This window comes from Hydrogenophaga sp., from assembly GCF_036675665.1.
Classification (GTDB): Bacteria; Pseudomonadota; Gammaproteobacteria; order Burkholderiales; family Burkholderiaceae_C; genus Hydrogenophaga.
The window spans coordinates 78,455-90,684 of sequence record NZ_JAKFEO010000086.1 but is presented as its reverse complement, the minus strand read 5'-3'; the positions used below and the strand labels follow the sequence as shown (position 1 = coordinate 90,684).

Below are 12,230 nucleotides of genomic sequence, written 5' to 3'. Positions count from 1 at the left end.
GGCGCGGCTTCAGTCCAGCTCGACGGGCACAAACTGGCGCTCGCCGTCGCGCTCGATCAGCAGCGCCACGGCGGCGGGCTTGCGCGCGACGATGGCGCGCACCTGCTCCACGGTCGACACCGGCGTGCCATTGACGGCGAGCAGCACATCGCCCACCTGCACACCCGCGCGCGCGGCCTGGCCATTGCTCTCCACGACCATCAAGCCGCCGCTGTCCAGCGACGCTGCCCCGCGCTCTTCGCTGGTGAGCGGTCTCATCCGCAGACCGAGTTGCCCCGGTGGCGCGGCTGGCTGTTCGGTGGCGGTGGCCGTGTCGTCGGACGCCCGCCCCAGCTTCACGCTCACGGTGCGCTGGGCCCGGTTGCGCCACACGGTGAGTTGCACCGTGTCGCCCGGTGCCATCAGCGCCAGGTGGCCACCGAGGTCGCCGGCATTGTCAATTCGCTGGCCATTGAAGGCCGTGATCACGTCGCCCGCCATCAGCCCGGCCGAGCTTGCAGCGCTGTCGCGCGCCACACTCACCACCAGCGCGCCAATGGGCAGGTCCAGACCGAAGGATCGGGCCAGCGACTGGTTCAGGTTCTGGATCGAGACGCCCAGGCGCGCATGCTGGGCCCGTCCGTGCGCGACGATCTGGTCCTTGACGCGCAGCGCCACTTCGATCGGGATGGCGAACGACAGGCCCTGGTAGCCGCCCGACTGCGAGTAGATCTGGGCGTTGATGCCCACCACCGATCCGCTGGCATCGAGCAGCGGACCGCCCGAGTTGCCCGGGTTCACCGCCGCGTCGGTCTGGATGAAGGTGACAATGGATTCGCCGGGCAATGCTCGGCCCTTGGCGCTCACGATGCCTTGCGTGGCGGTCTGCTCCAGGCCGTAGGGCGCGCCAATGGCGAGCACCGGGTCACCCACTTGCAGGTCGTCCACGCGCCCCAGGCGCACCACCGGCAGGTTGTTGGCCGCCACGCGCAGCACCGCCACATCGGTCAGCGGATCGGCCCCCAGCACCTGGGCCTTGAACTCGCGCCGGTCGCTCAGCCGGACCAGGATCTGCTCGGCGCCCTGGATCACGTGTGCGCTGGTGAGCACCAGTCCATCGGAGCTGATGATGAAACCCGAGCCCTGGCCGCGAAAGAGGCGCTCACCAGGAGGCGTGCTGCGCGGCAGGTTCTTGAAGAGTGAAGAGAAGGGTTCTTCATCCGGCCAGGGCAGCCAGTTCTGGGGAGGGACCTTGCGCGCGCCAGTGACCGTGATGCCAACGACCGCGGGCGCGGCCAGTTGAACGATGGCGCGGTAGCTGGGCACGATCGCGCCCGGGATTGCGGCAGCTCTCGGGGTCACCGGCGGCGGTGTTTGTGCCGGCGCGACCACGCCTTGCGATGCGGTCAGCAGCAGGGCCAGCCAACGCGCGCGCCACAACGCCCGAGTCTGTGGACGCCGATGCATGCCCATTCTCCTGCTCAGTCCTCTTGGGCCAGGGCCCGCAGCATCTGCTTGAAATCGGGCCACGGCATGGCGGGCCAGATTTCGGTGTGGGCCTTGCCGTAGCAGCGCACCAGCAGGGAAGCCTGCGTCATGGTTTCCATGTCGGGCGCTTCGATGATGTCAAGGTAGTCCCACGGGCCGAGCAGCGCATGGCTGCTGAGCCATTTCAGCGTCGGACAGTGGTTCAGCACCTGCTGCGACACGTGCCGCTCCAGCGTCTCGAACGACTTGGGTTGGTGCAGCGCCTGCGGTGACAGGCGGGTCAGCAAGACAAAGGTGGGCATGGCGTTCTCTCGAAACGTGACAGCAGGCTGCTCACTGTATGAACCCGCGGGAGCCGGCGGCTTGAGCCTGCTCAATGCGACATCAGCACCGGCAGCGTCATGGACGCCAGCACCGTGCGCGTGGCGCCGCCCAGCACCCACTCGCGCGTGCGTCCGTGTCCGTAGCAGCCCATCACGAGCAAGTCGGCCCCCACGTCCGCCGCCATCGACAGCAGGCGCTCGCCGACATCGCTGTCTTCAGGACCGCCTGCGTGCGTCCTGAGTTCCACGCCATGGGCCCGCAGATAGGCCTGCAGCGAGAGCAGCGGCGCATCCACGTCCTCGCCGAAACCAACCGCGTGCACCTGCCCCGCCCGTTGCAACCAGGGCAGGGCCGCCGACAGGGCGCGGGCCGACGTCCGGGTCTCCTTCCAGGCCACCAGCACCGTGCGGCCGACAGTACCGATCGCGCCGGTGTAGGGCAGGATCAGGGCAGGCCGACCGCTGTCGAGCACCGCGCTGGAAACAAAGTCGGAGGGCAGTTCCGCGGCCGCAGGGTCGTCCGCATCGCGCTGGCCCAGGATCATCAGATCGGCATACAGGGCCTGGCGCGCGAAGCCCCACGGCCCGTCGGCCTGCGGCTCGGCCCAATGAAGCCGGCCATGGCCGCCCGCGAGCTGGTGGAACAGCTTGCGGATCTTGTCGATGACCTCCCTGTCCAGTTCCTGCATCGTGGCGACGGCGGCGCCCGCGCCTTCCATGGCGAACGGGTAGCGCATCAAGGCCGTCAGCAGGCAGGGCTGGCCGGTGACCTCGGCCCCGACATCGTCGGCCAGCTGGCGGGCGAGCTTGATGCGCTCGGGCGTGCGGGCCGAACTGTCGAGGTGCAGCAGGATGGATCCGGGGGCTTGCATGGTCGTTCCTTTGAAAGTGGAGGTGCGCGAGATGCACGCTACGCCCGCCCACGCCGGCTTTCGTTGCGCAGGATCAATCACCAGCCCTTCAACCTGGGCCAAGGTCCTGCCATGTCCCGGATCTCCCAGCCCACGATGCGCGCCATGGTCCTGCACGGTCGCGGTCAGGCGCTGCGGCTGCAGACCCGGGCGCTGCCCGAACCCGGGCCGGGCGAGCTTCGCCTGCGTATCGAAGCCTGCGCCGTGTGCCGAACCGACCTGCACGTGGTGGACGGTGAGTTGCCCTTGCCGCGGCTGCCGCTGGTGCCCGGGCACGAGATCGTCGGCGTGGTGGAGGCGGTAGGACACGGGGTGGACGCGAACCGCTTGGGCGTGCGCATGGGTGTGCCATGGCTCGCACACACCTGCGGCCACTGTGCGTTCTGCCGGCTCGGGCGGGAGAACCTGTGCGACCACGCGCTGTTCACCGGCCATGGGCGCGACGGGGGCTTTGCCAGCCACGTGATCGCCGAGGCCGCTTTCTGCCTGCCGCTGGACCTGCCCATGGACGCAGAGCACATGGCGCCCCTGCTGTGCGCCGGGCTGATCGGCTGGCGAGCGCTGTGCATGGCCGGTGACGACGCGCGGGTGCTGGGTCTGTACGGGTTTGGCGCGGCGGCGCACCTGATCGCCCAGGTCGCGCGCCACCAGGGCCGGCAGGTGTACGCCTTCACCCGTCCCGGCGATGCGCCGGCCCAGGCCTTTGCGCGCACGCTGGGCGCGGCGTGGGCCGGTGGCTCGGACGAGCCGCCACCGACGCCACTGGACGCCGCAATCATCTTTGCGCCGGTGGGTGCGCTGGTGCCGCTGGCCTTGCGCGCCGTGCGCAAGGGCGGTCGGGTCGTGTGCGGGGGCATCCACATGAGCGACATCCCGGCCTTTCCGTATGCCTGGCTGTGGGAGGAGCGTCAACTGGTCTCGGTGGCCAACCTCACGCGGGCCGATGCCACGGCGTTCCTGGCGTTCGCGGCCGCCGTGCCCCTGCAGGTGGAGACCACCGCCTACGCGCTGGAACAGGCCAACGATGCACTGGACGACCTGCGGGCCGGTCGGCTGCAAGGTGCTGCTGTCCTGGTGATGTGAGGCGAGGCGCCGCGCCCGGACTCACATCGGGATGACGTTGGGCACCGGGGCAGACAAGGTGTTGGGCGGCAGTTCGCTGCCCTCGCAGCGGCGCAGGCCGAACAGCGATCCGAAGATGGTGGCCAAGGCCACGATCAGGGCAATGAGCAGCCTCACGACAGCCTCGTGCTGTCGACCGCGCGCGACCAGGAGCCGAGGCCGAAACCGGGAAACCGCGCGCTGTCGCTGTCGCGGAAGACGCCCGCCAGACTCGACAGCTGTCCCGCCCGCTTCACCACCAGGGAGCCCACAGGGTGGTCGCGCATCCGGCACGCCGCCTCCGCAACCGTGCTGCCGGCATCGATGGTGACGACTTGCCTGGTGCAGACGGATCCGACTTGCATGGGGAACTCCCTGGACGTGGTGAAGAAAGGCCGCAGCCTTCCCGATGCCTTGCAGTCTGCGACTCGCAGGCGCGTTCGCATTGAGTTCGCTCAATCCACCTCGCGCCATCGCCTCTAGTCTCGACAGTCACCCGTGGCTGTGGTCACGGAGCGTTGGTCCATGTGCAACAGTCAAACTCAGGAGTACGGACATGAAGCAGACCTCAGGCAGTGCGGCGCGCACGCGAGCAGTGATCAAGCGGGCGCCGATGGCGGTGATGGCCAAGGGAGACGGCCATGCGCTCCCCGAGGGGCCCGAGGCCGAGGACTCGCGAGAGAGGCGCATCCACGAAGCGGCCTATGCGCTCTACGAGGCCCGTGGTTGCGTGGACGGACATGATCTCGACGACTGGCTGGCGGCCGAGGCGGCCGTGGAGCGCGAGACACCAGGGCTGGGCGCCTCGGTCGGCGACCACTGACGGACGCCGCCGCGCGGCTGCTCAGCCCCGGCTGGCCCAGTCCAGCGCGGCTTTGCCCCCGGCGGCCGACGCAGCGCTCACCAGCGTGCCCCAGGCCATGTCGATCAACGAGAGCTTCCACGGCCAGTCCTTGAGCGTGGCCCAGTTGGTCAGATCGTAGGTGGCGTAGGTGAAGAAGCCGAACAGCGCGGCCATGGTGAGCGTGGTGGCCCAGCTGTGGGGCGCGGTGTGCGGCGCCACCGCGAAGATGACCAGGCCCACCGCAAACAGCAGGTAGAACACCACGGCCACCGGCACGTTGGGCGCGGCGCTCATGAGGTGGCCGATGCCCTGCTGGTACATCGGCCTGGCGATCACGCCGAGCCAGATCAGGTCCAGCGCGATCATCACCAGTGCGGTGCCACCGTACGCGGCGAGGTATTTGTTCATGGGTGCTTTCAGGGTTGGGCGACCGGCTCGGGGCGCGGTGGTGCAGCCTAAGCGCATGGGTGACCCATGTCCACGCAAAACCCCGGGTTTCGGGAGGTCGGAGATTCCTGTGTGCGGCAACGTACGGACAAACACCCCGGGACTGGATAGCGTCACCCCTCCTGCCCGCAAGAGGGAGGCCTGCCCAACGAAAAGAGCCGATGTCAGAGTCCCGCCCCCCCGCCGATCCCGGTCAACCCACTGTTCCTGCAGGCGAGCTTCTGGAGACCGGCCGCCGCAATGCCCTGCTCAAGGCGGGAGCGCTGCAGAACGCCATCCTGACCAGCGCCAACTTCTCGATCATCGCCACCGATGAGAAGGGCATCATCCAGCTCTTCAACGTGGGGGCCGAGCACATGCTGGGCTACCGCGCCGACGAGGTCATCAACCGCTGCAGCCCGAGCGACCTGCACGACCCCGCCGAGGTGACGGCACGCGCGCTGGCGCTCAGCACCGAACTCGACACCAGCATCGCCCCCGGCTTCGAGGCGCTGGCCTTCAAGGCTTCGCGCGGCATCGAGGACATCTACGAGCTGACCTACATCAACAAGAACGGCAGCCGCTTTCCCGCCATCATCTCGATCACCGCGCTGCGCGACGACTACGGCGATGTCATCGGCTACCTGTTGATCGGCACCGACAACTCGGTGCGCAAACGGGTGGAGATGCAGCTCAACGATGCCGTGGCCGCCGCCGAGAAGGCCAACCTGGCCAAGACCGACTTCATCTCCAGCATGAGCCACGAGTTGCGCACGCCGCTCAACGCCATTCTGGGATTTGCGCAGCTCGTCGAGTCGGGCACACCGGCGCCCACGCCCACGCAGAAGCGCAGCATCGACCAGATCCTCAAGGCCGGCTGGTACCTGCTGGAGCTGATCAACGAAATTCTCGACCTCGCGCTCATCGAGTCCGGCAAGCTCTCCCTGTCGGAGGAGCCGGTCTCGCTGATGGAGGTGCTGCTGGAATGCCGCTCCATGGTCGAGCCACAGGCCGCGCAGCGCAGCATCGGCATGGTGTTTCCGCGACTGCAGGTGCCTCGCCATGTGAATGCCGACCGCACGCGGCTCAAGCAGGTGCTGATCAACCTGCTGTTCAATGCCATCAAGTACAACCAGCCGGGCGGTCATGTGACGGTGGAATGCACCACGCCCACGCCGGGCAAGGTGCGCATCAGCGTGCGCGACACCGGTGCCGGCCTGGCACCCGGGCAGGTGAGCCAGCTGTTCCAGCCGTTCAACCGGCTCGGCCAGGAGTCGGGCAAGGAAGAGGGCACCGGCATCGGCCTGGTGGTCACGCAACGGCTGGTGCACCTCATGGGTGGTGAGATCGGCGCGAACAGCCAGCCCGGTGTGGGCAGCGAGTTCTGGATCGAAATGGATCAGGCCACGACGCCCGGCCTGCCCTTGATCCAGCCGGCCGAGCCACCCCGTGCCGAGGCCGAGCACGACACCGCGTACCGGACCGTGCTGTATGTGGAAGACAACCCGGCCAACCTGGAGCTGGTGGAGCAGATCATTGCCCGGCGCTCCAACCTGCGCCTGCTGGGCGCGGCTGACGCGAGGCTGGGGATCGAATTCGCCCGTGTCTACCGGCCCGCGGTGATCCTCATGGACATCAACCTGCCCGGCATCAACGGCATCGAGGCCATGAAGATCCTGCGCACCGATCCGGTGACCGCCCGCATTCCCATCATTGCGCTCAGTGCCAATGCCGTGCCGCGCGACGTCCACCGAGGGCTGGAGGCGGGCTTCTGCAACTACATCACCAAACCCATCAAGGTCAGCCAGCTCATGGACGCGCTGGACGCCGCATTGGCCGATGCCGCAGCCACGCATGGCCAGGACCTGGTCGAAGACATCCCATGACCATCACCGCACAAGACATCCTCAATGCCCGCATCCTGATCGTTGACGACCAGCAGACCAACGTCCTGCTGCTCGAAGAAATGCTCCAGAGTGCCGGTTACACGAATGTGTCCTCCACCATGGACCCCCGGACCGTCACCGGCCTGCACCGCCGGCACGCCTACGACCTGATCATGCTCGACCTGCAGATGCCGGGCATGGACGGCTTCCAGGTGATGGAGGCGCTCAAGGCCAACGCGATCCACGACTACATCCCGGTGCTGGTGGTCACCGCGCAGCCCGGGCACAAACTGCGCGCGCTGCAGACGGGCGCCAAGGATTTCGTGAGCAAGCCCTTCGACATGGTGGAGGTCAAGACCCGCATCCACAACCTGATCGAGGTGCGCCTGCTGCATCAGCGGCTGGCGGATCACAACGAAGCACTGGAGCAGGAGGTGCTGGAGCGCACCGCCGATCTGCGCGAGAGCGAAGCGCGCTACCGCGCCCTGACCGAGCTGGCCACCGACTGGTACTGGGAGCAGGACAGCGAAGGTCGCTTCACCAAGGTCTCGGGCCCGGTGCTGGAGATGCTGGGCATGCGGGTGGAGTCGTTGCTGGATGGCCCCGATGCGCCCCAGGACGATGGCTGGAACGTGGCCGAGCGGGTGGCTTTGCAAGCCCGCATCACCGCGCGCACACCGTTCCTCGATGTGCTGCTGCAGCATGCCGAGGCCGATGGCAGCGTGCGGCGCTACCGCGTCAGTGGAACACCCATGTTCGATGCCAATTGCAGCTTCACGGGTTACCGGGGGTTCGGGGTCGAGATCCTGTCCTGAGTCCGAATGGGGTCGGGCCCCATCGAATATCCTGCACCTCGTTCGACGCAACCTGGACAAGGCATGACATTCCACTGGACCAACCCCTACCCGACCGTGCGCAGCCCCGTGATGGCGCGCAACGTGGTCTCCACTTCACACCCACTGGCCTCCACGGCCGGCCTGCGCATGCTGCACAAAGGCGGCAATGCGGTGGACGCGGCCATTGCCGCGGCAGCGGCACTCACCATCGTTGAACCCATCTCCAACGGCCTGGGCAGCGACAACTTCGCCATCCTGTGGGACGGCCAGGGCCTGCACGGACTCAACTCGTCCGGCGTGGCGCCGGCCACCTGGAACACCGATTACTTCCAGCGCCGCCACGGCGGCAAGTTGCCCGAGCGCGGCTGGGATTCGGTCACCACGCCGGGCGCGGTGGCGGGCTGGGTGACCTTGTCGGAGCGCTTCGGCAAGCTGCCGTTTGCGGATCTGCTCGAACCCGCCATCGAACTGGCCGAACGTGGCCACGGCGTGGGCTGCATCACCGCCGACAAGTGGGCGCGCCAGGTGCCCATCCTGAAAAACCAGCCGGGTTTCGCCGAAGCCTTCATGCCGCACGGCCGTGCCCCGACCCCGGGCGAGCGCTTCGTGTTCAAGGCCGCCGGCGCCACGCTGCGCAAGATCGCCGAGACCCGGGGCGAGGCCTACTACCGCGGCGAGATCGCCGAGGCGCTGGTGGCACATGCGGCCGCCAACGGCGGCAGCATGACGATGGCCGACCTCGACGCTTACCGCCCCGAGTGGGTGACGCCGATCCAGAAGAACTTTGCCGGCCACACGGTGCACGAGATCCCGCCCAATGGCCAGGGCATTGCCGCGCTCATGGCGCTGGGCATGCTGGAGAAACTCGACATCGCCCGGCTGCCGGTGGACAGCATCCTGGCCCAGCACCTGCAGATCGAGGCCATCAAGCTCGCCTTCGCCGACACCTACCGCTGGGTGGCCGACGCGCGCCACATGAGCCAGGTGAGCGCGAGTGACCTGCTGAGCGATGCCTACCTTGCCGAGCGCGCGCGCCTCATCCAGCCCGGCCAGGCCAGCGAGTTCGCGCACGGCACACCGCCGCGCGGCGGCACCATCTACCTGAGCGCGGCCGACGAGAGCGGCCAGATGATCAGCCTGATCCAGTCCAACTACATGGGTTTTGGCAGCGGCGTGGTGGTGCCCGCCGTGGGCGTGAGCCTGCAGAACCGTGGCCATGGATTCACGATGGCGCAGGGACACCCCAACCAGGTGGCCGGTGGCAAACGGCCGTTCCACACCATCATCCCGGGCTTCGTCACCAAGGACGGCCGCCCGCAGATGAGCTTTGGCGTGATGGGCGGCAACATGCAGCCGCAGGGCCATGTGCAGACGCTGGTGCGCATGCTGGCCCACGGACAGCAGCCGCAGGCTGCGTGTGACGCGCCGCGCTGGAAGGTGGGCACCGGCATGAACGTGGACTTCGAACCCACCATGGCGAGCGCCTTGCTGCAAGGCCTCAAGGATCTGGGCCACCGCTTCGAACCGGCGGCCGACGCCTACATGGACTTCGGCAGCGGCCAGTTCATCTGGCGTCTGTCCGACGACATGGAAGACGGCTATGTGGCCGCCAGCGATTCGCGCCGTGACGGCCAGGCCGTCGGATATTGATGCAGCGTCCCCTGTTCAACGCAGCCGCCGCGCTGCGCTTCGTGGTCAATGGCCAGGCGGGTCACGCCGACGCCGACGCCACGCGCGATGCGATCGAGGGCGCGCTGCGCGAAGCCGGTCGCTCGGGCACCGTGCTGTTCGCGGCACCGGCCGAGCTCGCGCAGGTGGCCCGCAAGGCCGCTGCGCAGGCCCTGGCCGAGGGTTCGGCGGTCGTCGCGGTGGGCGGTGACGGCACCGTCAACACGGTGGCCCAGGCCGCCCATGCCGCGGGTTGCACGATGGGCGTGATGCCCAAAGGCACCTTCAACTACTTCGCGCGCGAACACGGCGTGCCCACCGAGACGCTGGAGGCGCTGCGCTGGCTGCTCGATGCGCGGCCCGAGCCGGTGCAGATCGCGGCCATCAACGACCAGGTGTTTCTGGTCAACACCAGCCTGGGCCTGTACCCCGACCTGCTGCAGGACCGCGAAGCCTGGAAGGCGCGCTTTGGACGCAGCCGCCTGGTGGCGTTCGGGGCCGGCATGGCCACGCTGCTGCGCGCGCAGCGCCGCATCAAGCTCGCGATCGAGTTCGACCAGCAGCGGCAGGACCTGCGCGCGCTCACCTTGTTCGTGGGCAACAACCGGCTGCAGCTGGCGCAGCTCGGCCTGGGTGACACCGGCGAGCGGGCCGAGGGTGAGAACGAAGGCGTGCAGGCCGACGGTCACATCACCGCCGTCATGCTCAAACCCATCGGCACGCTGGCCATGGTGGGGCTCATGCTGCGCGGCGCGCTGGGCCAGCTCGGCGAGGCCAGCGGCATCGAACGTTTCGTGTGCCGCAGCCTGGTGGTCAAACCCTCACGCATGCGGGCCCGGCGCAAGGTGAAGGTGGCGTTTGATGGTGAGGTCGGCTGGATGAGCCCGCCGCTGACCATCCGCGTGTTGCCGCAGCCGTTGTGGCTGCTGAAGAAGCTCCAGTCATGAGCGTGCTTTTGCAGGTTTCCGATCCGCATTTCGGCACCGAACGGCCACCCGTGGTCGAGGCCCTGGTGGCGCTCGCCGCACAGCTGCGCCCCGATCTCGTGGTGCTCTCCGGCGACATCACCCAGCGCGCCCGCCCCGGTCAGTTCCGCGCGGCGCGCGCCGTGATGGACCGCCTCGGCGCACCCCTGCTTGCGCTGCCCGGCAACCACGACATCGCGCTGCTCGATCTCTGGAGCCGCTTCGTGCGGCCGTATGCGCGCTACAGCGCGGCCTTCGGTGCCGACCTCGGGCCGGTGTTCGCCTCGAACGACCTGTTGGTGGTGGGTGTGAAGACCACCCGCAGACGGCGTCACAAGGACGGCGAGGTGTCCAGCGAGCAGATCGACGTGGTGGCCCGGTACCTGCACCAGGCCACACCCGAGCAACTGCGCGTGGTCGTGGTGCACCAGCCCATCGACGTGATGCGCCCCGAAGACGAGCCCGACCGCCTGCACAACCACACCGCCGCGCAGCAGGCCTGGGCGGCAGCGGGCGCCGACCTCGTCATGGGTGGCCACATCCACCTGCCCTACGTGATGCCGCTGCCCGGTCTTGCGCGCCCGCTGTGGGCGGTGCAGGCCGGCACCGCCGTCTCCAGCCGCGTGCGCAGCGGCGTGCCGAATTCGGTCAACGTGGTTCGCTGGACACCGGCAGCCGGCTGCGTGGTGGAGCAGTGGGATTTTTCAGCGGCCGGTGGCGCTTTTGTGTGCGCCCTGAGCACAGCGATCAGCCCGCACCGTTAGTAATGCGGCGGCAGTTCGTCGCGCGGGTCGCGTGGCCCGCCTGAAACACCGTCGTCACCGCCACGCTGGCGCAGGCGACTCACCTCGCGCAGCAGCAGCTCGATCTGTTCCTGCTGCTTCGCCACCAGCGCGTTCAGGGTGTCGAGCAGGTCGTCGGCGTAACTGGCCTTGATCTCCAGATCGGTCAGGCGCTGGTCGGTGTCGGTGGGGTGCTTCTGGGGTTCGGTCATGCCGCTATTGGACCGCATCCGCCCGGACGAAAAAAACCCCGCGCTGGCAAGAGTGATCCTGCCGCAGCGCGGGGAAGGGGGGATCGGTTCGTGGAGATCAGATGCGCGGTTCGCCGTTGCCGTTGACCAGGATGGTGCGGCCCGGAGGCGTGGTCATCTGGACGCGATGGCTCACACCGCGGAAGGTGTATGTGACGTCCCAGTACTCGGGCTGGCCGTCGGGTCGTCCGGTGGCGCTGGTGCAGCGTTGCACTTCCTGCGTCTGGGTCTGGTTGCCGGTGCGCCCCACGTTGGAGCCCACGGCGGCGCCGGCCACGGCACCACCCACGGTGGCGATGTCCTGGCCCGTGCCCCTGCCGACCTGGTGGCCCAGAATGCCGCCGATCACCGCACCGGCGATCGCGCCGGGGATGTTGCGCTGGGGTTGCTGCACCACCTCCTCGCGCTCCATCCAGCAGCGCTGGCCGCTGCTGGGGCCCACCACGGCGCGCACGGAAGTCACCTGGGCCTCATACAGCGGCTCCTGACTGCGGCGGCGGTAGTCGCGGGCTTGCGGGTATTGGCTGGGGTACTGGTAGGCAGGATCGGGCTGCGCCATCGGCTGTTCATACGGTGCGGCGCAGCCAGCCAGCCCGGCCACCGCCAGGGTGGCCAGGGCGGTGAGGCGCAGCAGGGGGGATGCGCGCTTGTGGGTGTTGTTCATGGTGTTCTCCTGGATGTGACAGCCGAGTGACGGGGAGGCGGGGGTGGCTGACCTGTGGGTTGAAGGATGTTCCATCGTGCACGCCCGGTCTGTTCGCTAGCGCTCA

15 protein-coding genes are annotated in these 12,230 nt (G+C 68.3%); 7 read left to right on the top strand and 8 right to left on the bottom strand.

Annotation, left to right across the window (positions count from 1 at the left end; all coding sequences use genetic code 11):
- Positions 1 to 9: 9 nt before the first annotated feature.
- From V6M63_RS20865 to V6M63_RS20855, 3 genes are all read right to left on the bottom strand, one after another.
- Positions 10 to 1,446, bottom strand: coding sequence for a Do family serine endopeptidase (locus tag V6M63_RS20865; protein WP_332745025.1), 1,437 nt, complete (start codon positions 1,444 to 1,446; stop codon positions 10 to 12).
- Between the two features lie 14 nt (positions 1,447 to 1,460).
- On the bottom strand, positions 1,461 to 1,769 hold the full coding sequence (locus V6M63_RS20860; RefSeq protein WP_332745023.1) for a GYD domain-containing protein: 309 nt from the start codon (positions 1,767 to 1,769) through the stop codon (positions 1,461 to 1,463).
- A gap of 71 nt (positions 1,770 to 1,840) precedes the next feature.
- Positions 1,841 to 2,662 carry a universal stress protein gene (locus tag V6M63_RS20855; protein ID WP_332745021.1) on the bottom strand — a complete coding sequence of 274 codons (822 nt, stop codon included), beginning with the start codon at positions 2,660 to 2,662 and terminating at the stop codon, positions 1,841 to 1,843.
- Between the two features lie 135 nt (positions 2,663 to 2,797).
- Between V6M63_RS20855 and V6M63_RS20850 the strand changes: the two genes are divergently transcribed.
- Complete coding sequence (locus V6M63_RS20850; protein ID WP_442909628.1) at positions 2,798 to 3,784, top strand: zinc-dependent alcohol dehydrogenase family protein; 987 nt, start codon at positions 2,798 to 2,800, stop codon at positions 3,782 to 3,784.
- Positions 3,785 to 3,805: 21 nt separating this feature from the next.
- Here the strand turns inward: V6M63_RS20850 and V6M63_RS20845 are convergent, their stop codons facing one another.
- Together V6M63_RS20845 and V6M63_RS20840 are read right to left on the bottom strand one after the other, a co-directional pair.
- Positions 3,806 to 3,940 (bottom strand): hypothetical protein, encoded by a 135-nt coding sequence (locus tag V6M63_RS20845; RefSeq protein WP_332745017.1) that lies wholly within the window; start codon positions 3,938 to 3,940, stop codon positions 3,806 to 3,808.
- Positions 3,937 to 4,167: a CBS domain-containing protein gene (locus V6M63_RS20840; RefSeq protein WP_332745015.1), complete on the bottom strand. Its 231-nt coding sequence runs from the start codon at positions 4,165 to 4,167 to the stop codon at positions 3,937 to 3,939. The genes V6M63_RS20845 and V6M63_RS20840 overlap by 4 nt, the downstream gene beginning before the upstream one ends.
- A gap of 191 nt (positions 4,168 to 4,358) precedes the next feature.
- Here V6M63_RS20840 and V6M63_RS20835 point away from each other — a divergent pair, with 191 nt between their 5' ends.
- Positions 4,359 to 4,625: a DUF2934 domain-containing protein gene (locus tag V6M63_RS20835; RefSeq protein ID WP_332745013.1), complete on the top strand. Its 267-nt coding sequence runs from the start codon at positions 4,359 to 4,361 to the stop codon at positions 4,623 to 4,625.
- Between the two features lie 21 nt (positions 4,626 to 4,646).
- Here the strand turns inward: V6M63_RS20835 and V6M63_RS20830 are convergent, their stop codons facing one another.
- Positions 4,647 to 5,054, bottom strand: coding sequence for a DUF2177 family protein (locus V6M63_RS20830; protein WP_332745011.1), 408 nt, complete (start codon positions 5,052 to 5,054; stop codon positions 4,647 to 4,649).
- Between the two features lie 200 nt (positions 5,055 to 5,254).
- Between V6M63_RS20830 and V6M63_RS20825 the strand changes: the two genes are divergently transcribed.
- The 5 genes from V6M63_RS20825 to V6M63_RS20805 all read left to right on the top strand — a co-directional run bounded on the left by V6M63_RS20825 (position 5,255) and on the right by V6M63_RS20805 (position 11,191).
- The gene (locus V6M63_RS20825) at positions 5,255 to 6,958 is read left to right on the top strand and encodes a hybrid sensor histidine kinase/response regulator (protein ID WP_332745009.1); all 1,704 of its coding nucleotides are present in this window, start codon (positions 5,255 to 5,257) and stop codon (positions 6,956 to 6,958) included.
- A complete protein-coding gene (locus V6M63_RS20820; protein WP_332745007.1) occupies positions 6,955 to 7,773 on the top strand; it encodes a response regulator in 819 nt (272 codons plus the stop codon). Before V6M63_RS20825 ends, V6M63_RS20820 begins: the two co-directional genes overlap by 4 nt.
- Before the next feature lie 63 nt (positions 7,774 to 7,836).
- On the top strand, positions 7,837 to 9,444 hold the full coding sequence (locus V6M63_RS20815; protein ID WP_332745005.1) for a gamma-glutamyltransferase family protein: 1,608 nt from the start codon (positions 7,837 to 7,839) through the stop codon (positions 9,442 to 9,444).
- The gene (locus V6M63_RS20810) at positions 9,444 to 10,409 is read left to right on the top strand and encodes a diacylglycerol/lipid kinase family protein (RefSeq protein ID WP_332745003.1); all 966 of its coding nucleotides are present in this window, start codon (positions 9,444 to 9,446) and stop codon (positions 10,407 to 10,409) included. The genes V6M63_RS20815 and V6M63_RS20810 overlap by 1 nt, the downstream gene beginning before the upstream one ends.
- Positions 10,406 to 11,191, top strand: a complete 786-nt coding sequence (locus tag V6M63_RS20805) for a metallophosphoesterase family protein (protein WP_332745001.1) — start codon at positions 10,406 to 10,408, stop codon at positions 11,189 to 11,191. The genes V6M63_RS20810 and V6M63_RS20805 overlap by 4 nt, the downstream gene beginning before the upstream one ends.
- Here V6M63_RS20805 and V6M63_RS20800 read toward each other — a convergent pair.
- Complete coding sequence (locus V6M63_RS20800; RefSeq protein WP_332744999.1) at positions 11,188 to 11,421, bottom strand: SlyX family protein; 234 nt, start codon at positions 11,419 to 11,421, stop codon at positions 11,188 to 11,190. The two genes, V6M63_RS20805 and V6M63_RS20800, sit on opposite strands and share 4 nt — an antisense overlap.
- Positions 11,422 to 11,518: 97 nt before the next feature.
- A complete protein-coding gene (locus V6M63_RS20795; protein ID WP_332744997.1) occupies positions 11,519 to 12,124 on the bottom strand; it encodes a glycine zipper 2TM domain-containing protein in 606 nt (201 codons plus the stop codon).
- Positions 12,125 to 12,230: the final 106 nt, after the last annotated feature.